Below are 24868 nucleotides of genomic sequence, written 5' to 3'. Positions count from 1 at the left end.
GATGGCCGATTACCTGGCCGTGCGTTTGAAATCGCGGAACCGGAACCCCATCGCCATCAACGCGCCGAAATACACCAGCGCGGACACCCCGATGACCGCGATCAGCGCGCCGATGCGCAACAGCGTTTGATGCGCCATGCCGGTCCAATCGACCTGCGCCGCGCTGTACCACGCGGTGGCGCCCATCAGCGCGCAGGCGATCACCAGTTTGGTGAAGAACAGCAGCCAGCCCGGCTTGGGCGCGTAGATGCCGCGCCGGCGCAGGCCGGTGAACAGCAAGCCCGCGTTCAGGCAGGCGCCCAGGCTGATCGAGAGCGCCAGGCCGGCCACCGCCAGGTGCGGTACAAAAATCATGTTCATCAGCTGGGTGGCGACCAGCACGCCCACCGCGATGCGTACCGGCGTGCGGACGTCCTGCCGCGCGAAGAAGGCGGGCGCCAGGATCTTGACCAGGATGATGCCGAGCAGGCCGACGCTGTAGGCGACCAGCGGCTGGGCCGACGCGTGCGCCGCCGCCGCCGTGAATGCGCCGTTCTGGAAGAGGGTGGAGATCAGCGGCACGGCCAGTGTGGCCAAGCCGACGGCGGCGGGCATCGCCAGCAAAAAGGTCAGCCGCAAGCCCCAATCGAGCAGCGATGAATATTCCTCCGTGTCGCCGCCGACGTTCGCCTTGGACAGGCTGGGCAGCAAAATGGTGCCCAGGGCCACGCCCAGCATGGCGGTCGGGAACTCCATCAGGCGGTCGGCGTAGGTCAGGAAGGAAATGCTGCCCTCGGCCAGGTTGGAGGCGATGCTGGTATTGATCAGCAGGCTGATCTGCGCGGCGGCGACGGCGAACACCGCCGGCCCCATTTTCTGCAGTACGCGGCGCACGCCCTGGTCGCGCAGTCCCGACAGCGGATTGAGCGAGATGCGCGGCAGCATGCGGATCTTCAGCAGCGCCGGGATCTGGATCGCGACCTGCAGCAGGCCGCCGACGAAGACCGCGATCGCCATCGCGTAGATGGGCCGCTCCAGGTGCTGCTGCAGGAACAGCGACGCCAGGATGGACGAGATGTTGAGCAACACCGGCGTGAAGGCGGGGATCTTGAACTGGCTCCAGGTATTTAATATGCCCCCGGCCAGCGCCACGAACGACATGAAGGCGATGTAGGGGAACATCAAGCGCGTCATCCACACGGCGGCGTCGAAATCGTCCGGCTGCAGGCCGCTGGCGACCAGCATCAACAGCAGCGGGGCGCCAATGATGCCCAACGCGCTGATCACGACCGTGGCCCAGACCAGCGTGGTGCCGACATGGTCCGCCAGGTTCCTGGTGTCTTGCTCGGTCTGCTTGTTCTTGTATTCGGATAAAATGGGCACGAAGGCTTGCGAGAACGCCCCCTCGGCGAACAGCCGGCGCAGCAGGTTGGGGATGCGGAAAGCGACGTTGTAGGCATCGGTCATGCCCCCGGCGCCGAAGGCCCGGGCGATGAGGATTTCGCGCAACAATCCGGTGATACGGGACAGCATGGTCATGCTGCTCAGGGCGGCTAGAGTTTTAAGCAAGTTCATGGGGCATGATTATAGTTGCTCCCGTCGAAAAAGATCGCTATAATCGCAGGCTGTACAGAATTCTGTTACGCAGACACTAATGTTTGGCAGGCAGCAGTTTGACTCACATGGTTCGGCAGACGCACTGAACGCACCTGTTTGACAAACAATAATGTTTGCAAACGCACCTTTACCCTGATTTAGGAAATTCCATGGCAAATACCGCACAAGCGCGCAAACGTGCTCGTCAAGCAGTCAAGCAAAACGCTCACAACTCGTCCCAGCGTTCGACCCTGCGCACCGCTATCAAAGCAGTTCGCAAGGCGATCCAAGGCGGCGACAAAGCTGCTGCGACCGCAATCTTCCAGTCGTCCGTGTCGACCATCGACAGCATCGCCGACAAGAAGATCATCCACAAAAACAAGGCAGCTCGTCATAAGAGCCGTCTGGCAGCTGCCCTGAAGGCACTGTCCGCTTAATTCCCCTCGCCGGGAATACAAGCAAGAACCCGCGCTGACTTCGGTCGGCGCGGGTTTTTTCGCTTTGGTTAAACCCGGCAAGCATCGAACGACAAGCGGGCTTCGCCGCTTAGGGGTCGTACCCTGCGGGTACGACCCCGTATGGCCGTGCGGGTTTCTCCACGTTACGCGCTCAATTCCTTGGCCGACACTTCGCGCCATTCCCCCGGCATCAACGGATGCGACGCCAGTGAAATCGCGCCGATCGCGCTGCGCACCAAGCGCAACGTCGGCAAGCCGACGGCCGCCGTCATCCGCCGGACTTGGCGGTTCTTTCCCTCCTGCAAAGTAATCGCCAGCCAGCTGGTCGGCTGCCCCGCGCGCTCGCGGATCGGCGGATTGCGCGGCCACAGCCACTCTGGCTCGGCGATCCGCACCGCCTTGCATGGCTTGGTGACGAAGTCGCCCAGGTCGATCGGCGCCTGCAATTTCGTCAGGCTGTCGGCGTCGGCCACGCCTTCGACCTGCACCAGATACACCTTGGCCTCCTTGTGGTCCGGATGGGCGATCTGGTGCTGCAGCTTGCCGTCGTCGGTCAGCAGCATCAAGCCCTCGCTGTCGGCGTCGAGACGGCCGGCGGGGTAGATGTTGGGGATTTTCAGATAGTCGGCCAGGGTGGCCTTGTCGTCTTGCGGCGAGAACTGGCACAGCACCTGGAAAGGTTTGTTAAATAGGATGAGGGGCATGCTTGTGTGATGATGGAATTGGTGTAGGCTTAAAGGCCGGTGCGTAAAATCGTAGCGCCCACTAAAATACTGGTGCATAATGCAAAACGCCTGTCTTATGTCTTATAGAAGACCTAGGTATTTGTACTAACTTGGCAATAAAACAAAAATCCTTGCCCCGGTAGCAGTATTGTATGCCGCTTGCCGAGCGTCCATTTCGGAGAACACGATGTACCAACATATCAAAGTACCTGCCGACGGCCAGAAAATCACCGTCAACGCCGATTTTTCCCTGAATGTACCAGATAACCCTATCGTTCCCTACATCGAAGGCGACGGCACCGGCGTGGACATCACCCCCGTCATGCTCAAGGTGGTCGACGCGGCGGTGGCCAAGTCCTACGGCGGCAAGCGCAAGATCAACTGGATGGAAATTTTCGCCGGCGAAAAGTCGACCACCGTGTACGGCCCCGACGTGTGGCTGCCGGAGGAGACGCTGGCCGCGGTGAAGGATTACGTGGTATCGATCAAGGGTCCGCTGACGACGCCGGTCGGCGGCGGCATCCGCTCGCTCAACGTGGCGCTGCGCCAGCAGCTGGACCTGTATGTTTGCCTGCGTCCGGTGCGGTACTTCACCGGCGTGCCGTCGCCGGTCAAAGAGCCTGAGAAAACCAATATGGTCATCTTCCGCGAGAACTCGGAAGACATCTACGCCGGTATCGAGTACCAGCAGGGCTCGGAAGGCGCCAAGAAACTGATCGATTTCCTCGTCAAGGAAATGGGCGTGACCAAGATCCGTTTCCCGGAAACCTCGGGCCTGGGCATCAAGCCGGTGTCGATCGAAGGCACGCAGCGCCTGGTGCGCAAGGCGATCCAGTACGCGATCGACAACGACAAGCCGTCGGTGACCATCGTCCATAAGGGCAACATCATGAAGTACACCGAGGGTGGCTTCCGTGACTGGGCCTACGAGCTGGCGCTGAAGGAATTCGGCGCGGAGCTGATCGACGGCGGCCCGTGGTGCAAGGTCAAGAATCCGAAGACCGGCCGCGACATCACGATCAAGGATTCGATCGCTGACGCCTTCCTGCAGCAGATTTTGTTGCGTCCGGCGGAATACAGCGTCATCGCCACGTTGAACCTGAACGGCGACTATATCTCGGACGCGCTGGCGGCCCAGGTGGGCGGCATCGGCATCGCGCCGGGCGCCAACCTGTCGGATTCAGTGGCGATGTTCGAAGCAACGCACGGCACCGCGCCCAAGTATGCCGGCAAGGATTACGTGAATCCGGGCTCGCTGATCCTGTCCGCTGAAATGATGCTGCGTCACATGGGCTGGACCGAAGCGGCCGATTTGATCATCAAGTCGATGGAAAAAGCCATCGACTCGAAGAAGGTCACGTACGACTTCGCGCGCTTGATGGAAGGCGCGACGCAGGTCTCGTGCTCGGGCTTCGGCGAGGTCATGATCGAGCAGATGCAGGACTGAGGTTGTAACACTCCGGGGTCAGGTCCACCATTTCTACACGGGCCAGACCTTGGTGTGGGGACTCGGGCTATTTCACGCGCGCGCATCGCTGAAACCTGTTTTCGGGAAACGATTATCGCCATATTGATCAGCACGTGTAGAAATGGTGGACCTGACCCCGGATTTGCTTTTGGTCACTTCCAGAGCATGAGGGGCAGCATGCCCCACGCGGCCAGCACGAGTATGCATTGCAGGCCCGCGATCAGTGCCAACGTATCTGCGACCTCGCGCCGCCCCCCGCGCCACTGCATCGCCAACCCCGCCGCCAGCGTCAGCGGCAGCGCCGCCGTCACCAGCGCCAGCGTCCCGCTGGCCATCGTCAATTCCCCCATCCGCATGAACGATTGCAGATAGAACAGCGGCGCCGGCAGCGCCAGCGCGAGCACGCCCATCAGCGGCGCGAACAGCGGATCGCGCGCCTTCAGGCGCTTGCGCAGCAGCCGCCAGCAACCGATAGTCACAATGTAGGCCAGTCCGAGCAAGCCTATCCCCAAGCTCACCCACAGGCCTGTGAACAGCACCATGTCGGCCTTGGCGTAGTTGCGGATGCCGTCGCTGACGATGCGCTGGCCGTCGTCGCCGATCAGCATGACGTGCGTGTTGTCCAGGCGGCCGGCTTGCGTGAACAGATGGCCACCCGTCGGCGTTAGGACCGTCGGCTTGCCCTGGAACGGCGCCAGCCGCAGCAAGCCGTCCTCCCGGCTCACCTGTATGAAGTTGAACACGATGTCGGTCCATGCCAGGTTGCTGACCCGGTGCATCGCCGGCACATAAATTCCCAGCCAATCAGCCAGGTCGTCGGCCGGCGCGCCCGGCTTGACCGCAAGCGCGGCGGGCTTGAGCCGCAGCGCGTCGATCAGCAATTTGTTGAAACGGTCGTAGTCCGCCGTTTCGCTGTCCGTATTCATGGCGACGAAAAACGCTTTGCGCTGTTCCGGATACACGCACAGCATGGCGTTGAAGCCGACCGTGGTGCCGGGATGGCAGTAGCCGAGCTGGCCGTGGCGGTCGCGTCCGACCAGGGCGTGGCCGTGGCCCGTCGTCAAGCCCGCCCGCACGGCTTCGGTGCCGCTTGGCGTGCCCAGTTGCGCCATCAGCCTCGGATCGATGAAGGGGCGGCCGTCGATGCTTCCGTCGCCCATCAAAAAGGCGGCGAAGCGCGCCATGTCGGCGGCGGTGGTGGTAAGCCGGTCGGCGGAGGGCAGGTAGTTGCGCACGGCGGCGTGCGTGACGCCATGCTCGAAGTGGCCCATCGCCAGGCGCGGGTCCGCCTCCGGGCCCGTCTGCGTGACGAAGCCGAACGTGCTGTCGCGCATGCCTAGCGGTTGCAGCAGCTGCGCGTCCAGATAGCGGTCGTAGCGCTGGCCGCCGACCGCTTCGATGACCATGCCGAGCAGGGTATAGCCAATGTTGGAATACGCGAATCGGCTGCCCGGCCGGGCTTGCACGGTCAGCAGTGCCGGATCGGACGACACGTTGGCGAAGGCTGCGCTGAGCGGCGTGTCGGCCCGCGCCGTCTGGCTGAAGATGTGCCACAGCCGGAAGTTCTCCAGCCCCGCCGTGTGCGAGAGCAAATGCCGCACGCGGATCGGATCGGTGGCCTCCCACCGGTTAGTGAATGACACCCCTGGCAGCAGCGTGGCGACCGGTGTGTCGAGCGAGAGCTTGCCTTCGGTGATCAGGCGCAGCACGCCCGCCGCCACCGCCACCTTGGCGACGGAGCCGACCTGCACGCGGTTGTCCGCGCGCATCGCGGCGCCGCTGTCGGCGTTCGCCAGGCCTGCCGCGCCGGCGACGGCGCCGCCGTCCGGGGTGACGACCGCCCAAACGGCGCCGGCCAGCTGTTCTTGCTGCAGAGTGCGTTGTATTTCCGTCGCCAGCGACGGCGCGCCAAAGCCCGGCGTCGGGGCCGACAGGACGAGCAGGGCGGCAGCCACCAGCGTTATCAGATAAGTCATAGGGGGAGAGGGGAACGTCGGACTTCTACAACACTTTCGTTTGGCTATCCATGGCCCCGGCCGACCGGTGGACGAAAAAAAACCCCACAGACGGGGGTTTTTCACATCTGGTGCCGTGTAGCTTAGGCAGCTTGGATGTTGGAAGCTTGCTTGCCTTTAGGGCCTTGCGTGACTTCGAATTGAACTTTTTGACCTTCTTTGAGGGTCTTGAAACCGTTCATGTTGATTGCGGAGAAGTGAGCGAACAAATCCTCGCCGCCGTCATCTGGAGTGATGAAGCCAAAACCTTTGGAATCATTGAACCACTTAACTGTACCTGTTGCCATAAAAAGAACTTTCAAAATTAAAACGGATCACACGAGCCATAAAAGCAAGAAGCTTCTTGCCCCCTCCTCACGCCTCACTTCTTATCAACATGTACATTTCTGCACGAAGCCGATAACGCATTGTTAGCGGACAGATTTTTAAAGTCAAGCACATTTGTATGCATTTTGCTACTTTTGATCGGCTTGGCGAAAAAGCAACTCTTGATTTTAACAAATGGGTCGCCATCTGCGCCATGTTAAGAAAACGCGTAAGATGGAAAACAATTGGATGTGTATAGTGAAATGCACATTGCATCAACCCCGAAAGCATTAGAATATAAGCGTATGGCAACCAAGCATGACACCGAAACCCTTTTGGAGCGGCAAGCGCTGAAGCCGCCACCTTTGTACCAGGTGGCGTTGCTCAACGATGACTACACACCGATGGAATTTGTAGTCGCTATCATCCAGGAGTATTTCAACAAAGACCGTGAAACAGCCACGCAAATAATGCTCAGTGTTCATCGCTACGGCAAAGGAGTGTGCGGCGTGTTCTCTAAAGATATAGCCTGTACCAAAGTGGAGTTCGTTTTAACGCATGCGCGCAAGGCAGGTCACCCCCTGCAGTGCGTGATGGAGGAAGTATGATTGCGCAGGAATTAGAAGTAAGTTTGCACATGGCGTTTGTCGAAGCGCGACAGGCCCGGCACGAATTCATCACGGTGGAGCACTTGCTGCTGGCCTTGCTGGACAACCCTTCGGCTGCCGAAGTGTTGCGCGCATGCGCCGTCAACATAGAAGATCTGCGCAAAACCCTGACCAATTTCATCGGCGATAACACGCCGACCGTGCCTGGCACCGGTGAGGTCGATACCCAGCCGACGCTCGGTTTCCAACGCGTGATCCAGCGCGCCATCATGCACGTGCAGTCGGCGTCCAATGGCAAGAAGGAAGTGACCGGCGCCAACGTGCTGGTGGCGATCTTCGGCGAGAAGGATTCGCACGCGGTCTACTACCTGCACCAGCAGGGCGTGACGCGTCTGGACGTGGTCAACTTCATTTCGCACGGCGTGCGCAAGGATCAGCAGACCGATGCCGCCAAGGCATCCGAAGGCGTGGAAGAGGGCGCTCCGGGCGGCGAAGGCCAGACCAAGGAAAGCCCGCTGGACCAGTTCACGCAAAACCTGAACAAGTCCGCCGCCGAAGGCAAGATCGATCCGCTGATCGGCCGCGAGGACGAGGTCGACCGCGTGATCCAGATCCTGTGCCGCCGCCGCAAGAACAATCCGTTGCTGGTCGGCGAGGCCGGCGTCGGCAAGACCGCCATCGCCGAAGGCCTGGCCTACCGCATCACGCAAAGCGACGTGCCGGAAATCCTGCAAAACGCCGTCGTGTACTCGCTCGACATGGGCGCGTTGCTGGCCGGCACCAAGTATCGCGGTGACTTCGAACAGCGCCTCAAGGCCGTCCTCAAGCAATTGAAGGACAATCCGAACGGCATCCTGTTCATCGATGAGATTCACACCATCATCGGCGCCGGTTCGGCCTCGGGCGGCACGCTGGACGCGTCGAACCTGCTGAAGCCTGCGCTGGCCAACGGCCAACTGAAGTGCATCGGCGCGACCACGTACACGGAATTCCGCGGCGTGTTCGAGAAGGACCACGCGTTGAGCCGCCGCTTCCAGAAAGTGGACGTCAACGAACCGACCGTCGAGCAGACCGTGCAAATCCTGCGCGGCTTGAAGTCGCGCTTCGAAGAGCACCATGGCGTCAAGTATTCGTCGTCGGCGCTGTCGACCGCTGCCGAACTGGCGGCGCGCTTCATCAACGACCGCCATCTGCCCGACAAGGCGATCGACGTCATCGACGAGGCCGGTGCTGCGCAGCGCATCTTGCCGAAGTCGAAGCAGAAGAAAACCATCGGCAAGACCGAGATCGAGGACATCATCGCGAAGATCGCCCGTATCCCGCCGCAAACCGTCAACCAGGACGACCGCAGCAAGCTGCAGACCATCGACCGCGATTTGCGCAACGTGGTGTTCGGCCAGGATCCTGCGATCGAAGCGCTGGCGTCGGCGATCAAGATGGCGCGTGCCGGTCTGGGCAAGACCGACAAACCGATCGGCTCCTTCCTGTTCTCCGGTCCCACCGGCGTCGGCAAGACCGAGGTGGCGAAGCAGCTGGCCTTCATCCTGGGCATCGAGTTGATTCGTTTCGACATGTCCGAGTACATGGAGCGCCACGCCGTGTCGCGCCTGATCGGCGCGCCGCCGGGTTACGTTGGTTTCGACCAGGGCGGTTTGCTGACCGAAGCCATCACCAAGAAGCCGCACGCGGTGCTGCTGCTCGACGAGATTGAAAAAGCCCATCCGGACATTTTCAACATCCTGCTGCAGGTGATGGACCATGGCACCCTGACCGACAACAACGGACGCAAGGCCGACTTCCGCAACGTGATCATCATCATGACCACCAACGCGGGCGCCGAGAGCTTGCAGAAGTCGTCGATCGGCTTTACGAATTCCAAGCAGGCGGGCGACGAGATGGCCGACATCAAGCGCATGTTCACGCCGGAGTTCCGCAACCGTATCGACGCGACCATCAGCTTCCGCGCGCTGGACGAGGAAATCATCCTGCGCGTGGTCGACAAGTTCCTGATGCAGCTGGAAGAGCAGCTGCACGAGAAGAAGGTCGAGGCTATCTTCACCGAGAAACTGCGCAAGTTCCTCGCGAAGAAGGGTTTCGATCCACTGATGGGCGCACGGCCGATGTCGCGCCTGATCCAGGACATGATCCGCAAGGCGCTGGCCGACGAGCTGCTGTTCGGCCGTCTGGTGACCGGTGGCCGCGTGACCGTCGATCTGGACGAGAAGGACACCGTCAAGCTGGAGTTCCCGGAACCGCCGGACGCCGCGCCGACCACGCCGCCGGAGACCGTCGAAGTCGACTAAGTCCTGGCATAGCAACGAACCCGCCCACGCAAGTGTGGCGGGTTTTTTTTCGCGCGCGCAAACCCGTACCCTATGCGGCGACGCATGCGTATCGCCGAAGGTAAAGGGGGTTGACTTGGCCACTCACCCAAGGGGCGCGTTTTCTTTGCTCGAAGCGGTCAAGATATGACAGAATCGTCGTTCCCTTCGACAACTTGTAAAGCCTGTCCATGTCACCGCTCCGCCTTCGCTTTCACCCCCTCGCTCTGATACTGATGTCCGCCGGCCTGCTGGCCGGCCAGGCGGCCTTCGCCGCCGACGCCTACTACCGTTTCCCCGCCATCCGTGGCGACGCCGTCGTCTTCACCGCCGAAGGCGATTTGTGGAAGACCGGCGCCCAGGGCGGCCAGGCCCAGCGCCTGACCACGCACCCAGCCGCCGAAACCAACGCCGCCATCTCCTACGACGGCAAATGGATCGCCTTCTCGGCCTCGTACGAGGGTGCGCAGGAAGCCTACGTCATGCCGGTCGCCGGCGGCCTGCCGAAGCGGCTGACGTTCGAGAACGGCGCCGTGACGGTGCTGGGCTGGACGGCGCAGGGCGAGGTGCTCGTCAGCACCCAGGATTCGAAGGGGCCGTCGGCGCACCGCATCGTCGCCGCCGTGCAGCCGTCGTCGTTGCAGCGGCGCGTGTTCGCCGTCGCCGACGCCAACGACGCGGTGCTCGACGACGCCGGCAAGACGCTGTACTTCACGCGCTACGGCCTGGCCCTGACCAACGACAACGTCAAGAACTATCGCGGCGGCGCCCACGCGCAGCTGTGGCGCTACGATCTGACTGCCGGCGCAGGCGTGGAAGCGGCGCCGCTGCTGGCCTCCGACGCCGGCAACGACAAGCGCCCGATGTGGTGGCAGGGCCGCGTCTATTTCATCAGCGACCGTGGCGGCTCCGACAACCTGTGGTCGATGGCGCCCGACGGCGGCGATCCGCGCCAGCTCACCAAACACACCGACTGGGATGTGCGCAACGCGGCGCTCGGCGATGGCCGCATCGTCTATCAGCTGGGTGCGGACTTGCGCGTGTTCGACCTGGCCGCGTCGGCCGACCGGCAGCTGTCGATAGGCCTGGTGTCCGACTTCGACCAGCAGCGCGCGCGCCAGATACGCTCGCCGCTGGACCAATTGACCAACGTGCAGCTGTCGGCCAAGTCCGAGCGGCTGGTGCTGACGGCGCGCGGGCGCGTGAGCCTGGCCGGCACGGGCGCGCAGCGCCGCGTCGAGATCGCGGTGCCGGAAGGCGCGCGGGCGCGCGAGGCGGTGTTCAGCCCCGACGACAAGTGGGTCTACGCGATCGTCGACACCACCGGCGAAAACGAAATCTGGAAGTTCGCCGCCGACGGCTCCGGCCCCGGCGAGCAGCTGACCCGCGACGGCGTCAGCCACCGCTGGCAGCTGTATCCATCGCCGGATGGCCGCTGGCTGGGCCACACGGACAAGAAGGGCCGTTTCTGGCTGCTGGATCTGGCGACCAAATCGAATATCGTCATCGACGATGCGGGCAAGGCCGGCGTCGACAAGCACGACGAAATCCTGTGGTCGGGCGACAGTAAGAATCTGGCCCTGGTACGCGCCGCGACCACCGAGCAGCGCGAGCAAATCGGCTTGTACAACCTGGCGTCGAAGCAGCTGGTCTTTGTCACCAGCGACCGTTACACCTCGCGCTCGCCGGTGTTTTCGCCGGACGGGAAATGGCTGTACTTCCTCTCGGCCCGCAACTTCCAGCTGGCGAACGGTTCGCCGTGGGGCGACCGCAATATGGGGCCGGTGTTCGACAAGCGCACCGGCGTCTACGCGCTGGCGCTCCAGCCTGGCAACCGCTTCCCGTTCAAACCGGACGATGAACTGGGCAAGCCGGGCGAGAAGGTGGCCGAGGGCGCGGCCGACAAGGCGGTCGAGCAGGCGGCCGAGAAAGCGGCGGAGAAGGCGGTGGAGAAAGCCACGGCCAAGACGGCGTTGCCGGTCAAGAAGGCGGACAAGTCGCTGCCGGAGATCGTCTTCGCCGGCTTGCAGGACCGTTTGTACGAAGTGCCGCTGGCGCCCGGTAACTACCGTGGCCTGAACATGGACGACAAGCGCCTGTACTTCCTGGACGTGGAGTCCAGCGATGGCAAGGCGAACCTGAAAACGCTGGCCATCGCCTCCAACGGTCCGCAGCCGGAAACCTTTGCCGCCGGCGTGCGCGAATTCGACCTGGCCGCCGACAAAAAACACATCTACTACCGCACCTTCACCGGCGGTCCGGGCGACATGATCATCGTCGAAGCGGCCGCCAAGGCGCCGACCGACACCTCCAAGGCCAAGGTTAAGGTCGACGACTGGAGCTTCACCTCCAATCCGCGCCTGGAGTGGAAGCAGATGTTCAACGACGCCTGGCGCATGCACCGCGACTTCCTGTACGACGCCAAGATGCGTGGCGTGAACTGGACCGCCGTGCGCGATAAATACACGCCGCTGGTCGAGCGCGTGACCGACCGCGCGGAGTTGAACGACATCCTGGGCATGATGATCAGCGAGGTGGGCGCGCTGCACTCGCAGATCGCTCCCGGCGACATCCGCCGTTCCGCCCCGGAGGGCGTGCCTTCCGGCCTGGGCGCGCTGCTGACGCGCACCGCCGAAGGCTACCGCGTCGACCACATCTACCGCAGCGAGCCGGAACTGCCGTCCGAGCGCGGACCGCTGGCGCAGGCCGACGTCAACGTCAAGGAGGGCGACATCATCACCGCCGTCAACGGCAAATCGGTGCTGGAGGCGCGCGACATCGCCGACCTGCTGCTGAACCAGGCCGACCGGCAGGTGCTGCTGCAGATTAAACGCAAGGCCGGCGGCGCCGGTCCGGTGATCGTGATGCCGGTGAATATGACCAAGCAGGCCGGCCTGCGCTACAGCGATTGGGAGCAGAGCCGCGCGCGCCAGGTGGAGACGGCGTCGAAAGGGCGCATCGGCTACCTGCACCTTCGCGCCATGGGGCCGCGCGACATCGCCTCGTTCGCGCGTGACTTCTACGCCAACGTCAACCGCGAAGGCCTGATCATCGACGTGCGCCGCAATAACGGCGGCAATATCGACAGCTGGATCATCGAAAAGCTGCTGCGCAAGGCCTGGGCCTTCTGGGCCGCGCCGGGCGCGCAGCCGGCGCCGAACATGCAGAACACCTTCCGCGGCCATCTGGTGGTGCTGGTCGATGAGCTGACGTACTCGGATGGCGAGACCTTCGCGGCCGGCGTCAAGGCCCTGGGACTGGCGCCGCTGGTGGGCAAGCGCACGGCCGGTGCCGGTGTCTGGCTGAGCGATAACAACCGCTTGAGCGATAACGGCATGGCGCGCGTCGCCGAGAACGGCCAGTTCAATACGGCCGACGGCCACTGGCTGATCGAAGGCGTGGGCGTGACGCCGGATGTGGAAGTGGACAACCTGCCGCATGCGACCTTCATGGGCCAGGACCGGCAGCTGGAAGCCGCGCTGGAACTGCTGGATAAAAAATTGAAGGACAGTCCGATCAAACCATATCAACCGCAGGTGATCCCCGCGTTGAAATAAGGAGACCTCGATGCAGATGAAGCGCCTAGTATTCGTCACTTTCGCCCTCGCCGGTGCGGCCATCACCATGGCCCCAACCGCGCAGGCACTGCCCAGCACCAGCGATACCCGCATGCTGACCGAACCGGCGCTGTCCGCCACCCATCTGGCTTTTATCTACGCCGGCGATGTGTGGCTGGCGAATCCCGATGGCGGCGCGCCGCGCCGCCTGACGTCCGACCCGGGTGAAAAATCGAACCCGCAGTTTTCGCCGGACGGCAAACTGATCGCCTACAGCGCGCAAGTCGACGGCAACACCGACGTCTATTTGCTGCCGATCGAGGGCGGGGTGCCGAAGCGGCTGACGTATCATCCGGGCGCGGACGTGGTGCAGGGCTTCGCTCCCGATGGAAAATCGGTGATGTTCACGTCGCCGCGCGCGGCGTTCAACAACCGCTATCGCAAACTGTTCACGGTGCCGGTGACTGGCGGCGTGGAGACGCAGCTGGAAGTGCCGAACGCCGCGCGCGCCGCCTGGTCGCCGGACGGCAAAAGCATCGTCTACAACCCGTTCTCGCCGGCCTTCCTGCAGTGGAAGCATTATCGCGGCGGCACCAACTCGATCCTGTGGCTGTTCAACCGGGGCGACAAATCGGTGGTCAAGATACCGCAACCGGCCACGCATTCGAACGATGTCGATCCGATGTGGATCGGCGACACCGTCTACTTCCGTTCGGACCGCGACGGCGAATTCAACTTGTATGCCTATGACGTGAAGTCCAAGCTGGTCCGCGCGCTGACCAGGCATACCGACTTTCCGGTGCTGAACGCGTCGGCCTCGGGCAACGGTATCGTTTACGAGCAGGCCGGCTATTTGCACGCGCTGGATCTCGGCAGCGGCCAGGCGCGCAAGCTGACCATCGGCGTCAGTAGCGACCTTGGGATGTCGCGTCCGCGCTGGCTCAGTGGCGCCAAGTACATCCGCAATTTTTCGGTGTCGCCGTCGGGCGCGCGGGTGGCGTATGAATTCCGCGGCGAGATCGTCACCATCCCCGCCGACAAGGGCGATGTGCGCAACCTGACGCAGACCTCCGCAGCCAACGAGCGCTCGCCGGCGTGGTCGCCGGATGGCCGCTCGGTCGCCTACTTCTCCGACGAATCGGGCGAGTACGCGCTGCATATCCGCGCGCAGGACGGCAAGAGCGAACCGCGCAAGTTCAAGCTGACCGGTTCCGGCTTCTACGACAATCCGGTATGGTCGCCAGACAGCAAAAAGATCGCCTATACGGACAACTCGTGGACCTTGTACGTGATGGATGTCGCTTCCGGGGCTATCAACAAGATCGCTTCCGAGCCGCTGTATGGCGTGAACAAGACCCTGCGCGCGGCGTGGGCGCCGGACTCGCGCTGGATCGCGTACGCGCTCAACTCGATGACGTACACGCGCAGCGCCTACATCTATTCGCTTGAGCAGAAAAAATCCTGGCCGGTGACGGATGGTCTGTCGGACGTGGTCAATCCGGTGTTCGACAAGAGCGGCAAGTACCTGTACTTCTTCGCCTCCACCAACGCGGGGCCCAGCAACAACTGGTTCTCGCAGCAGAACGAGGATAACCGCGTCACGCGCACGGTCTGGATGGCGGTGCTGCGGCGCGACCTGCCTTCGCCGCTGATCAAGGAAAGCGACGAGGAGAAGGCAACTCCTGTCACGCCGCCGGTGTCGGAGAAGAAGGAGGCGGCCAAGCCGGAGACGCCGAAGATCGATCCGAAGACGGGGCGCGACGATCCGAAAGTCACCGTGGCGCCGGTCGCGCCGATGTCCATCGATTTCGAGGGCATCGAAACGCGCATCGTCGATTTGCCGATACCGGCGGCGTCGCTGTCGGATCTGGAAGCGGGGCAGGACGGCCAGATATTCTTCCTGCGCGAGAACGACGGCAAGAAAGCCATCCAGCGCTTCGACCTGACGGACCGCAAGGCCGAGACGTTGCTGGCGGAGGCCGATGAATTCGAGGTGTCTTCCGATGGCAAGAAGATCGTCTACCGCCTCAAGGAGGCGTGGGCCATGGGCAGCGCCAGCGCCAAGACGTTGACGCCGGGTGAGGGCAAGATCAAGGTCGAGGCGATCGAAGTGCGCGCCGAGCCGCGCGCCGAGTGGACGCAGATCTTCAATGAAGCGTGGCGCATCAACCGCGACTTCTTCTACGACCCCGGCATGCACGGCGCGAACTGGAACAAGATGCGCGAGAAGTACGCGCAATTCCTTCCGGAGCTGTCGTCCCGCGCCGATCTGAATCGCTTGATCCAGTGGCTGTGCAGCGAGCTGGGTGTGGGGCATCATCGCGGTGGCGGCGGCGACTTCTTCACCGACAGCAAAGCGGTGCCGGGCGGCCTGCTGGGCGCCGACTACGAAATCAGCGACGGCCGCTACCGCTTCAAGAAAGTCTACGGCGGCTTGAACTGGAATCCGGCCCTGCGCGCGCCGCTGACGGAGCCGGGCCTGAACGTCAAGGCCGGCGAGTATCTGCTGGCGGTCGATGGCCGTCCGCTGATGGCGCCGACCAATCTTTACAGCGCCTTCGAAAACACCGCCAACAAAGCCATCGATATCACCGTCGGTCCGAACGCGGACGGCAGCAAGTCGCGCACCGTCACCGTGGTGCCGGTGCCGACCGAGGACGCGCTGCGTAACCGCGACTGGATCGAGGGGAATATCCGCAAGGTCAACGCGGCCACCGGCGGCAAGGTAGCCTATGTGTACGTGCCGAACACCGCAGGTTTGGGCCATACCTACTTCAAGCGCTACTTCTTCCCGCAGGCCGACAAGGACGCCGTCATCATCGATGAACGCTTCAATGGCGGCGGCAGCGTGGCCGACTACTACCTGGAGATTTTGCAGAAGAAGGAAATCGCCTGGTGGACCATGCGCTACGGCGCGGACATGAAAACGCCGTCCGCTTCGATCCAGGGACCGCGCGCGATGCTGATCGACGAGACGGCCGGTTCGGGTGGCGACCTGCTGCCGTGGATGTTCCGTAAAAACCAAATGGGACCGTTGATCGGCAAGCGCACCTGGGGTGGATTGGTGGGCGTGCTTGGCTTCCCGGTGCTGCTCGATGGCGGCACGATCACCGCGCCCAACCTGGCCTTCTGGACGCGCGATGGCGGCTGGGGCGTGGAGAACGAGGGCGTGGCGCCGGATATCGAGGTCGATCAGACGCCTGCGGACGTCATCGCCGGCCGCGATCCACAGCTGGAAAAGGCGATTGAGGTCATCAAGGCGGAACTGGCGAAGAATCCGCCGGTGCGGCCGCCACGTCCTGCCTTCCCGGTGAAGTCGAAGTAGATCCACGTAGGGCGGATTAGCGGGCGAGGCCCGCCAATCCGCCCCGGGGGGCCATCGAAGGAGCGTCCTTCTGCCGGAAGACTTAAGAGCGAAGCGTAATCCGCCATGCATGCGCCGTCGCCGCCTATGCCTGGCGCCCAACCAGCAAAGTGTTCGGAACTGAACAGCGGCCCCGTTCACTTCCGAACACAGATCGGCGATTCACCGAGGTCCAGCGCGTAAAAAAGCCGTGGCATGGTAGTTGCAATATCCCTTTATCCTCCATCCACGGAATTACCCATGAAGCTACGCGACTTGCGCATCGGTTGGCGCACCTTGATCCAGGAGCCGGCATACACCCTGGCTTCCGTGCTGGGTCTCGGCATGGGCCTGGCCGCCTGCCTGCTGCTGCTCGGCTATGTGCGCTACTCGATGGAGTACGACACGCATCTGCCCGACGCCGATCAGGTCTACGTCGTCAAACACCATTTCAATGTCGAACAATCGTCGCCGCTGTTCGATCTGGCGCCGATGTTCCTGCGCGAGACCGCGCTCAAGATACCCGGCGTCGTCGACGCCACCAGCTACATTCCGGCGCGCCCGGAAATCACGCCGCTGACGGTGCGCGTCGACCGCAACCTGATGACGGTGCGCGGCTTGATCGTGCTGCCCGGTTTTCCGTCGATGCTCGGCCTGCGGGCGGTGCAGGGCGATCTGGCGCAGGCCCTGGAACGGCCCGACCTGTTTGTCGTCACCGAAACGGCGGCGCTGCGCATGTTCGGCACGCGCAACGCGCTGGGGCGGACCATGCTGTCCGAAGGCGCGACAATGCAGGTCGGCGCCATCGTGCCGGCGCCTCCGGCCAATACGACGATTCCGTTCGAGGTGCTGTTCGGCGTCCATGCGGGGGTGGTGGAAAAAGCCATACGACACGAAATGCTGACCGGCGAAAGCGGCTGGATGACCAAGATGCTTGTGCGCGTGAAGCCCGGCACATCGGTGCAGGACATCGTCAGCCGTTTACAGCAAGCGGTGGACGTCACACCCAGCGTCAATCAATGGCCGCCGGAGGTGCGCGAGCGGCTCGGCAAGCGCAAGGCGATCGAATTGTCGATGTCGCCGTTGCGCGACGCCTACTTCGACCACACGGTAAGGAACAGCTTTATCGCGCTGCCCGGCGACCGTGCCAGCCCCGTGGTCACCGCCGGCCTGGCGCTGATGGCGGTACTGATCCTGCTGCTGGCCGGGATCAACTACGTCAACCTGGCGATGGTGCGCGTACTGCGGCGCCAGCGCGAAGTCGCGATGCGCAAGGTGCTTGGCGCCGGCGCGCCACATATCGCGCTGCAGTTCCTGCTCGAATCGCTGCTGGTGACGATGGTGGCTACCGTACTTGCCTTGCTGTTGGCGTGGCTGGCGGTGCCGGCTTTTTCCCATCTTGTCAATCGCCAGCTGGATGGCTTGTTCTCTCCGCAGAACGTCGCCGCCGCATTCTGCGTCGGGGCACTCCTGGGATTGGCCACGGCCGTCTATCCGGTCTTGATCGCACTGCGGGTACCACCACGGCAAGCGCTGGAGGGACGGCCTGATACGGAGTCGATGGGTAGCATGCAATGGCGCCGCGCGCTCACCGTGTTGCAGGTCGCCGTGGCGATGGGCTTTGCCGGCGTCACCATCGCCGTGGCATGGCAGACCGACTACGCGATGCACGCGTCGCCCGGTTTCGATCCCGCGCAGATGGTGATCGTCGATATGCCGGAGCGCGTCAAGGACAGCGAGAAGGCGCGGCGGTTTTTATCGGCGTTGAAGACGCAGTCCGGCGTGGCCGGCGTGGCGATTTCCGAGGACCCGATTGGGCGGCTCGACTACATCTGGACGCGGGCGCTCAAGCGCCCCGGCGGACAGGCCGCGACAATGGAGATGAAGTCGGTCAGCGCGAATTTCTTTGAGTTGTACGGCATCGCGCCTGCGGCGGGACGGCTTTTCAAGGAGGGCGTGGACGCGGAGAACGACGGGGTACCGGTGGTGCTGAACGCCGTCGCCGCGCGCGAACTTGGCTTCGCCAGTGCGCAGGAGGCGGTGGGACAGACCGTAATGTTCACCGGATTCGACAACGTCGTGACGGCGAAGCGCGTCGTCGGCATCGCGCCGGAGTTGCGTTTCCGTTCATTGCGGGAGAAACCGAACGCGGTCGCGTATGACCTTGGGACCGCCGGGACGGTGCTGAGTTTGCGCGCGTCCGGTGCGCCGGCCGATATCGAGCGCGCCGCGCGGGCGCTCTGGCCGAGCTATTTTCCCGATGCGATTCCGCGCACCTACCGGGCCGCCGACATCCTGGCCGTCAATTATGAGGAGGATGCGCGCCTGGCGCGGTTGCTGGCGGTCGCCACGGGCATCGCATTGGTGATCGCGGCTTTCGGCACCTACGTCTTGTCGGCCAACACGGTGCAGCGGCGGGCGCGCGAGATCGTGCTGCGCAAGCTGCACGGCGCGCGCCGCACCGACATCGGCTTGCTGGTGCTGCGGGAGGTCGGCGCGTTGCTGGCGGCGGCCGCCGTGCTGGCGCTGCCGGTAGCGGCTGTGGGGATCAACCGCTACCTCGCCGGCTATGTCGAACACGCGCCGATCGGCTACTGGACGTTATTGCTCGCGCTCTCGCTGACATGGGCCATAGCGCTGATCGCGATCGCGCGCCATACCTGGATCGCGATGCGCATGGTGCCGGTGCGGGCATTGCGCATGTGAGCGCGCCGCGCATCTCGCCCGGCGACGGATTACAGTGGCATGTACGGGCTGTTGGCGTATGGGGCGCCTGCCAGCTCGAGCGCGCGGCGGATCAGGGCTTTCCAGTCACGTGCCTTGGTTGCGGGCGAGGTCATGGTTTGCGGGGTGGCGAGGTAGGTGATCATATCAATTCCTTTGAACGGCTTTTGCGATAACTGCAGTCTAGCCGTTCTCCAGATATAAATATAATTATAAATTTCGATATTCGATATTCAAATTTTTTATGACTTCTGTCATTTGGACCTGATCCGTAACTGCGGTACTACAGGCTGGCGAGAAGTTTGAATTGCGCGGCGCGTCGGCGTGTGACCTCGATTCGCACCCCTTCGCGCAGCGTCAGATCCAGCCCGCCGGCATCGTTGGGCGTCACCAGTTCGACGTCGTCGAGGTTGACGATGTGGCGGCGGCTGGCGCGGAAGAAGCGTTGCGGATCGAGCCGCTCTTCGAGCTGGTTCAGGGACCGCAGCATCAGCGGCTTATGCTGGGCGAAGTAAACGCGCGTGTAATTGCCTTCCGACTCGAACAGCCATATGTCCTGCAATCCGACGAACCAGCATCGCTCGCCGTCCTTGATGAACAGTTTCTTCGCCGCTGTCGGCGTGACCGCCGCCGAGTATTCCAGTGTGCGCTGGTGCCGCAATGCGCAGCGCTGCAACGCGGCCGCCATGCGCGCCGCCTGGATCGGCTTCTGCAGATAATCCAGCGCGTTGACCTCGAACGCTTGCAGCGCGTATTGATCGAACGCGGTCGTGAAGATGACCTCCGGCGCTTCCTCAAGCGCGGCAAGCATGTCGAAGCCGCTCCCGCCGGGCATTTGCACGTCCAGGAAAACCAGGTCCGGTTTGAGCGCTGCGATCTGCCTCACCCCGTCCGCCGCGTTGACCGCCTCGCCGATGATCTCCACTTCGGGATGCGCCGCCAGAAGGCGCCGCAGTTCGGAACGCGCCAGGCGCTCGTCGTCGATCAATAGCACCCGCATCACGCGGCCTCCGGTAAAGTCATCGTGGCCCGCACCCAGCCACTGTGCTCCGTCAGGTCCAGGTTGGCGCCGGCGCCCAATGCCAGTGTCAGTCGTTTGCGCGTGTTGACCAGGCCAACCTTGGTCGAATTGGCGAACGGCAGAATCGCGCCAAGGTTGGCGATCTCGATATGGACCGTGCCGTCGTCCATGCGCCGGGCGCGTATCTGTATCTCGCTGCCGGTGGGACTGGCTTCGACGCCGTACTTGACCGCGTTCTCCACCAGCGTTTGCAGCGCCATCGGCGGAATGCGCACGTGCTCCAGTCCCATGCCGATGTCGACGCTGACCCGCATGCGTTCCTCGAAGCGTATTTTCTCGATCGCGAGATAAGCTTGTACCGCTTCGACCTCCGCCGACAGCGGAACCGTGTCGTTCTGGCCCGATTGCAGCGCGTAGCGCATCACGCTCGCCAGTTGATCGACCATTTGCGCGGCGGCGTTCTGGTCTTCGTAGATCAGGGCGCGCACGCTGTTCATGCTATTGAAGAAAAAATGCGGGTTGACTTGCGCCTGTAAGGCGCGCAGTTCGGCGTCCTTGGCGCTGATCTCGAGCCGCAACGCTTCGGCTTCGAACCGGTTGGCGCGGCGCACCGCCAGCACCGACATGTAGCAGGTGTTCCACACCAGATGGATGGTCCACCACGAAATCAGCGCGCCGGGCAGCCAACCGATACCATGCACCGGGCCAAATGGTTTGATGACCAGGAAGCCGACGTATTGGACACCTGTATGGATAGTGCCGAGCACCAGAATGGCCACGGCGATGGTCTTCCAGGTGATCCGGATGCCGCTGCGTATGCGCCGCTTCAGCACCCGGTGCCAGGTGTCGGAGATCAGCAGGCCCGCCACCGCTCCCCAGTAGCCCACCGCCAGCATCGCCAATGGGCGCGGGCTGGTCGGCGTCATGGACACCATCATGATCGGCAGGGCGTTCCAGCCGATCAACTGCAATAGCCAGTACCAGTTGAAACGGGCGAGCAGCGGGCGGTCGTTCTTCATATCGGACTTAGTTCAGAAATTGGTCGATCCAATCATACATCCAGGCCGGATCGTCGTACATGATGAAGTGGCGGGCATTGTCCGACAGTTCCACCTTGACGCCGGCGAGCTGCTGGTACTGGCTTTTGTACGTCTGTTCGAACACCTGTTTGATGCCGTAGTCCTTGTAGGCGATCCAGCTGCCCAGCACCAGTGTCGGCGCCTTGATGCGGCTGACCTCCTGTCGCAGGTCCTCGGACATGAGGTCGGCCATGGCGTTGATGACGGTGACGCGGTCTGAGCGTTTTCCCCATGCGGCGACGCGGTCGATGTCCTCCTGTTTGGTGACCATCGTGCGCAACATCTGCAGCTGGCTGGCGGACATCGTCGCGGCGTCCTGGGTTATCATCCGGCTGCGCATGCCTTCGCCCATTTCCTTCAATTGGGAGCTGGTGGCGCCAGGCATTTGCGTGGCGCCCAGAGCGGGCAGGGAATCGACGATGATCAGGCGGCCCACTTGGTCGGGATGGTCGGCGGCCAGTTTCAGACCTAGAAAGCCACCCAGGCTATGGCCGATGATGACTGGCTTCTTGAATTTTTGGGTGGCGATGTAGTCGCTCAGTTGCTGTTCGACGGCGGGCAGCAGCGGATCTTCGATGGCGGGGACGCCTGCGAAGCCGGCCAGCGTGAGCACGTGGCATTGATATTTACCCGCGCCGCAGTAATGCGCCACGGTGCCGTTCCATACTTCGCCGGACGAGGCCAGGCCCGGGATCAAGATAAGCGGCGCGCCCGTGCCGCTGACCTTCACCTGGAAGGCGGATGGCGCGGCGACGGCGGCAGCCGACAGCAGCAGCCCGGCGGCGAGGGCGATGGCGGTGGACAGACGGTTGAACGTGTTTCGTTTCATGGGTTGATTCCTCCTGTACCGCTATCCTAATGGCGCGCCGAGGTAACGGGGGCGATGAAGTGACGAGCGGTCGCCGGCCATGATGAGTGGCGCGTGGGGTGTGATTTAATTTGATTGAGCGCTGTCTGCTTCGGCGCGCAATTTGCGCCACAACGTGGTGCGGCTGATTCCCAAATAATCAGCGGCGGCGTCGCGGCGTCCTCCGAACCGGGCCAGTATCTCGGTTGCGCTTTCGACCCGTGTCGGTTTTATCGGCGCCGCTGGTTCGGCATGCGGCGCAATCGTCTCCAACTCCGGCGCCACGCTGAGAACAAACGCCGGCGTCAACGCCTGCAATGGTTCGGCCGCGAGAAACAGGGCCAAACGCTCCGTCAGATTGCGTAGTTCGCGCACGTTCCCCGGCCAGTCGTATCGCCGCAGCAGCGCTGCGCAGGCGTTCATCTCCGCGTGCAGATTCGGATGCGGCCGCGCGCCCAGCGATGCCAGCGCGTTCTTCAGCGACCACTCGGCCAGCGTCATCACGTCTTCCGTGCGCGCCCGTAACGGGGGCAGCGACAGCCGCAGCACCGCCAGCCGGTAAAACAGGTCGGCCCGGAAGCGGCCTTCGCGCACGCGCTGCTCCAGGTCGCAGTGGGTGGCGCTGATGATGCGCACGTTGATCGGGATCGGGCGCGTGCCGCCGACGCGCACCACTTCCCGCTCCTCGAGCACGCGCAGCAGGCGGGTTTGCAGCGCCAGCGGCATCTCGCCGATTTCATCGAGGAACAGCGTGCCGCGATTGGCCGCTTCGAACAAGCCTGCATGGCCGCCGCGCCTCGCGCCCGTGAACGCGCCTTCCTCGTGGCCGAACAATTCGGATTCCAGCAGCGATTCGGCGATCGCGCCGCAATTGACGGCGACGAACGGCCGGTTCTGTCCAAGGCTGCGCGGGCTTTCGCGGTGGATCGCTTGCGCCACCAGTTCCTTGCCGGTGCCCGTTTCGCCTTGTATCAGTACCGTGGCCGGCGATTTCGCATACAGTACGACGGACTGCCGCAGCGTCTCCATCGCCTCCGATTCGCCGCGCAGATCGTTGAGGCCATGCCTGGCGCGCAGGGTGTCGGTCACCACCGCGCCGCGCGTGCGAGCGCGGTTCGACTCCAACTGCGTCAGGCGCGCCATTTCCAGCGCGTCGTCGAAGGCGTGGCGGATCGACGCGGCGGAGTAGACGAACACCCCGGTCAGTCCCGCTTCCTCGGCCAGGTCGGTGATCAGGCCGGCGCCGACGATGGCCTTGATGCCGGCCGCTTTCAGGTCGTTGATCTGCGCCCGCGCGTCTTCTTCGGTGGCGTAGGTGCGCTGCGCGACATCGAAGCCGAAGGTGCCGGCGAATTCCGCCAGCTCCGGCAAACGCTCCTGATACGTGATGACCCCGATCCTGTCCGATACCCGTCGCGCGCGGGCCAGCGCCTGCATCACGTCGAAGCCGCTGAATTTGGCGATCACCACCGGCACGGACAGGCGGCCTTTCAGATACGCGGCGTTGGAGCCGGCCGCGATGACTGCGTCGCAACGCTCGGTGGCCATGCGCTCGCGGATGTGGCGCGCCGCTTCGTCGAAACCGAGGTTGATCGGTTCTATTGTCGCCAGGTTGTCGTATTCGAGTGTGATGTCGCGGAACAGGTCGTACAGGCGCGAAACCGACACGGTCCAGATGACCGGTTTATCGTCGGGGTCGAAGGGCAGGGGCATGGAATGGCGCATGGCTCAATTGTAGCGCACTCGTTGCATGTGTGTTTCGCTGTTTCAGAATGAAACAAAAATGAAACGTTAATAAAAGATAAGTCATTGATTTCTATGGGGAGAGTGGGTGGCATGCCCCTTGCAATAACTATGTAACTTCAATGCAACTTCACTGCAATACTGAAAGGTCAGAACATGAGTCAATTTTCCGCAGGCGCCGCCTTCCGCAAAGCCGTCCAGGAAGAATCCCCGTTGCAAGTGGTCGGCGCGATCAACGCCAACCACGCCTTGCTGGCCAAACGCGCCGGCTTCAAGGCGATTTATTTGTCGGGCGGCGGCGTGGCGGCGGGTTCGCTCGGGCTGCCGGACCTGGGTATTTCGAATCTCGACGACGTATTGACCGACGTGCGCCGCATCACCGACGTTTGCGACCTGCCGTTGCTGGTCGATGTGGACACCGGCTTCGGCGCCTCCGCGTTCAATGTCGCGCGCACCGTCAAGTCGATGATCAAGTTCGGCGCCGCCGCGATGCATATCGAAGATCAGGTGGGCGCCAAGCGCTGTGGCCACCGTCCGGGCAAGGAGATCGTCTCGAAGCAGGAGATGGTCGACCGCATCAGCGCCGCCGTCGACGCGCGTACCGACGATAACTTCGTCATCATGGCGCGCACCGACGCGCTGGCGGTAGAGGGGCTGGACTCGGCCATCGAACGTGCCGTCGCCTGCGTGGAGGCGGGCGCCGACATGATCTTCCCGGAGGCGATGATCAGCCTCGATATGTACAAACAGTTCGCCGCCGCCGTCAAGGTGCCGGTGCTGGCCAATATCACCGAATTCGGTTCGACGCCACTGTTCACGGTGGACGAATTGCGCGGCGCCGATGTCGGCCTGGTGTTGTATCCGCTGTCGGCTTTCCGCGCCATGAACAAGGCCGCCGAAAACGTCTACGGGGCGATCCGCCGCGACGGCACGCAGCAGAACGTGCTCGATACGATGCAGACGCGCGCCGAGCTGTATGAACGCATCAACTATCACAGCTTCGAGCAAAAGCTCGATGCATTGTTTGCAGCCCAAAATTCCGCTCAAAACGCGGCACAGAAAAAATAACAGGAGACCA

General features: G+C 62.9%; 17 protein-coding genes. 8 read left to right on the top strand and 9 right to left on the bottom strand.

Annotated elements, in window-relative coordinates:
• Nucleotides 1-9 precede the first annotated feature (9 nt).
• The gene (gene murJ / locus MRBLMU1_RS03895; protein WP_363497307.1) at nt 10-1554 is read right to left on the bottom strand and encodes a murein biosynthesis integral membrane protein MurJ; all 1545 of its coding nucleotides are present in this window, start codon (nt 1552-1554) and stop codon (nt 10-12) included.
• 191 nt (nt 1555-1745) lie between these two features.
• Here murJ and rpsT point away from each other — a divergent pair, with 191 nt between their 5' ends.
• Nucleotides 1746-2012: a 30S ribosomal protein S20 gene (gene rpsT / locus MRBLMU1_RS03890; RefSeq protein WP_008446456.1), complete on the top strand. Its 267-nt coding sequence runs from the start codon at nt 1746-1748 to the stop codon at nt 2010-2012.
• A 164-nt stretch (nt 2013-2176) separates the two neighbouring features.
• Here rpsT and MRBLMU1_RS03885 read toward each other — a convergent pair whose 3' ends face one another.
• Nucleotides 2177-2737, bottom strand: a complete 561-nt coding sequence (locus tag MRBLMU1_RS03885; RefSeq protein ID WP_363497303.1) for a pseudouridine synthase — start codon at nt 2735-2737, stop codon at nt 2177-2179.
• Nucleotides 2738-2945: 208 nt separating this feature from the next.
• Between MRBLMU1_RS03885 and icd the strand changes: the two genes are divergently transcribed.
• A complete protein-coding gene (gene icd, locus MRBLMU1_RS03880) occupies nt 2946-4205 on the top strand; it encodes an NADP-dependent isocitrate dehydrogenase (RefSeq protein WP_363497300.1) in 1260 nt (419 codons plus the stop codon).
• A 173-nt stretch (nt 4206-4378) separates the two neighbouring features.
• Here the strand turns inward: icd and MRBLMU1_RS03875 are convergent, their stop codons facing one another.
• Both MRBLMU1_RS03875 and cspE read right to left on the bottom strand, forming a co-directional pair.
• On the bottom strand, nt 4379-6202 hold the full coding sequence (locus MRBLMU1_RS03875; protein WP_363497297.1) for a serine hydrolase domain-containing protein: 1824 nt from the start codon (nt 6200-6202) through the stop codon (nt 4379-4381).
• Between the two features lie 122 nt (nt 6203-6324).
• The gene (cspE, locus tag MRBLMU1_RS03870) at nt 6325-6528 is read right to left on the bottom strand and encodes a transcription antiterminator/RNA stability regulator CspE (protein WP_010395943.1); all 204 of its coding nucleotides are present in this window, start codon (nt 6526-6528) and stop codon (nt 6325-6327) included.
• Between the two features lie 324 nt (nt 6529-6852).
• On the opposite strand from cspE, the gene clpS reads away from it, so the two are divergent.
• The 5 genes from clpS (at nt 6853) to MRBLMU1_RS03845 (ending at nt 19082) form a co-directional block, all read left to right on the top strand.
• A complete protein-coding gene (clpS, locus tag MRBLMU1_RS03865) occupies nt 6853-7155 on the top strand; it encodes an ATP-dependent Clp protease adapter ClpS (RefSeq protein ID WP_090315375.1) in 303 nt (100 codons plus the stop codon).
• Nucleotides 7152-9458 (top strand): ATP-dependent Clp protease ATP-binding subunit ClpA, encoded by a 2307-nt coding sequence (gene clpA, locus MRBLMU1_RS03860; RefSeq protein WP_363497290.1) that lies wholly within the window; start codon nt 7152-7154, stop codon nt 9456-9458. The genes clpS and clpA overlap by 4 nt, the downstream gene beginning before the upstream one ends.
• A gap of 254 nt (nt 9459-9712) precedes the next feature.
• A complete protein-coding gene (locus tag MRBLMU1_RS03855; protein ID WP_363497287.1) occupies nt 9713-13033 on the top strand; it encodes a S41 family peptidase in 3321 nt (1106 codons plus the stop codon).
• A gap of 16 nt (nt 13034-13049) precedes the next feature.
• A complete protein-coding gene (locus MRBLMU1_RS03850; protein ID WP_363497284.1) occupies nt 13050-16358 on the top strand; it encodes a S41 family peptidase in 3309 nt (1102 codons plus the stop codon).
• A gap of 279 nt (nt 16359-16637) precedes the next feature.
• Complete coding sequence (locus MRBLMU1_RS03845; RefSeq protein WP_363497282.1) at nt 16638-19082, top strand: FtsX-like permease family protein; 2445 nt, start codon at nt 16638-16640, stop codon at nt 19080-19082.
• Between the two features lie 29 nt (nt 19083-19111).
• Here MRBLMU1_RS03845 and MRBLMU1_RS03840 read toward each other — a convergent pair whose 3' ends face one another.
• The 5 genes from MRBLMU1_RS03840 to prpR form a co-directional block, all read right to left on the bottom strand.
• Complete coding sequence (locus MRBLMU1_RS03840; protein ID WP_363497279.1) at nt 19112-19246, bottom strand: hypothetical protein; 135 nt, start codon at nt 19244-19246, stop codon at nt 19112-19114.
• Between the two features lie 137 nt (nt 19247-19383).
• Nucleotides 19384-20100 carry a LytR/AlgR family response regulator transcription factor gene (locus MRBLMU1_RS03835; RefSeq protein WP_363497276.1) on the bottom strand — a complete coding sequence of 239 codons (717 nt, stop codon included), beginning with the start codon at nt 20098-20100 and terminating at the stop codon, nt 19384-19386.
• Nucleotides 20100-21140 (bottom strand): sensor histidine kinase, encoded by a 1041-nt coding sequence (locus MRBLMU1_RS03830; protein WP_363497273.1) that lies wholly within the window; start codon nt 21138-21140, stop codon nt 20100-20102. Before MRBLMU1_RS03830 ends, MRBLMU1_RS03835 begins: the two co-directional genes overlap by 1 nt.
• Nucleotides 21141-21147: 7 nt before the next feature.
• Nucleotides 21148-22029: an alpha/beta fold hydrolase gene (locus MRBLMU1_RS03825; protein ID WP_363497270.1), complete on the bottom strand. Its 882-nt coding sequence runs from the start codon at nt 22027-22029 to the stop codon at nt 21148-21150.
• 105 nt (nt 22030-22134) lie between these two features.
• Entirely contained in the window at nt 22135-23760 is a 1626-nt protein-coding gene (gene prpR / locus MRBLMU1_RS03820; RefSeq protein ID WP_363497267.1) for a propionate catabolism operon regulatory protein PrpR, read from the bottom strand.
• Nucleotides 23761-23946: 186 nt separating this feature from the next.
• Between prpR and prpB the strand changes: the two genes are divergently transcribed.
• Entirely contained in the window at nt 23947-24858 is a 912-nt protein-coding gene (gene prpB, locus MRBLMU1_RS03815) for a methylisocitrate lyase (RefSeq protein WP_363497264.1), read from the top strand.
• The last annotated feature ends 10 nt before the right edge of the window (nt 24859-24868 follow it).

Source organism: Burkholderia sp. LMU1-1-1.1 (genome assembly GCF_040675865.1).
Lineage (GTDB): Bacteria > Pseudomonadota > Gammaproteobacteria > Burkholderiales > Burkholderiaceae_D > Rugamonas.
This window is presented reverse-complemented; position numbering and strand designations above follow the sequence as displayed.

Excerpts from the sequence above, each read along its gene's own strand:
- murJ (WP_363497307.1), bottom strand. The coding sequence starts at position 1,554 with ATGAACTTGCTTAAAACTCTAGCCGCCCTGAGCAGCATGACCATGCTG.
- rpsT (WP_008446456.1), top strand. The coding sequence starts at position 1,746 with ATGGCAAATACCGCACAAGCGCGCAAACGTGCTCGTCAAGCAGTCAAG.
- MRBLMU1_RS03885 (WP_363497303.1), bottom strand. The coding sequence starts at position 2,737 with ATGCCCCTCATCCTATTTAACAAACCTTTCCAGGTGCTGTGCCAGTTC.
- icd (WP_363497300.1), top strand. The coding sequence starts at position 2,946 with ATGTACCAACATATCAAAGTACCTGCCGACGGCCAGAAAATCACCGTC.
- MRBLMU1_RS03875 (WP_363497297.1), bottom strand. The coding sequence starts at position 6,202 with ATGACTTATCTGATAACGCTGGTGGCTGCCGCCCTGCTCGTCCTGTCG.
- cspE (WP_010395943.1), bottom strand. The coding sequence starts at position 6,528 with ATGGCAACAGGTACAGTTAAGTGGTTCAATGATTCCAAAGGTTTTGGC.
- clpS (WP_090315375.1), top strand. The coding sequence starts at position 6,853 with ATGGCAACCAAGCATGACACCGAAACCCTTTTGGAGCGGCAAGCGCTG.
- clpA (WP_363497290.1), top strand. The coding sequence starts at position 7,152 with ATGATTGCGCAGGAATTAGAAGTAAGTTTGCACATGGCGTTTGTCGAA.
- MRBLMU1_RS03855 (WP_363497287.1), top strand. The coding sequence starts at position 9,713 with ATGTCCGCCGGCCTGCTGGCCGGCCAGGCGGCCTTCGCCGCCGACGCC.
- MRBLMU1_RS03850 (WP_363497284.1), top strand. The coding sequence starts at position 13,050 with ATGAAGCGCCTAGTATTCGTCACTTTCGCCCTCGCCGGTGCGGCCATC.
- MRBLMU1_RS03845 (WP_363497282.1), top strand. The coding sequence starts at position 16,638 with ATGAAGCTACGCGACTTGCGCATCGGTTGGCGCACCTTGATCCAGGAG.
- MRBLMU1_RS03840 (WP_363497279.1), bottom strand. The coding sequence starts at position 19,246 with ATGATCACCTACCTCGCCACCCCGCAAACCATGACCTCGCCCGCAACC.
- MRBLMU1_RS03835 (WP_363497276.1), bottom strand. The coding sequence starts at position 20,100 with ATGCGGGTGCTATTGATCGACGACGAGCGCCTGGCGCGTTCCGAACTG.
- MRBLMU1_RS03830 (WP_363497273.1), bottom strand. The coding sequence starts at position 21,140 with ATGAAGAACGACCGCCCGCTGCTCGCCCGTTTCAACTGGTACTGGCTA.
- MRBLMU1_RS03825 (WP_363497270.1), bottom strand. The coding sequence starts at position 22,029 with ATGAAACGAAACACGTTCAACCGTCTGTCCACCGCCATCGCCCTCGCC.
- prpR (WP_363497267.1), bottom strand. The coding sequence starts at position 23,760 with ATGCCCCTGCCCTTCGACCCCGACGATAAACCGGTCATCTGGACCGTG.
- prpB (WP_363497264.1), top strand. The coding sequence starts at position 23,947 with ATGAGTCAATTTTCCGCAGGCGCCGCCTTCCGCAAAGCCGTCCAGGAA.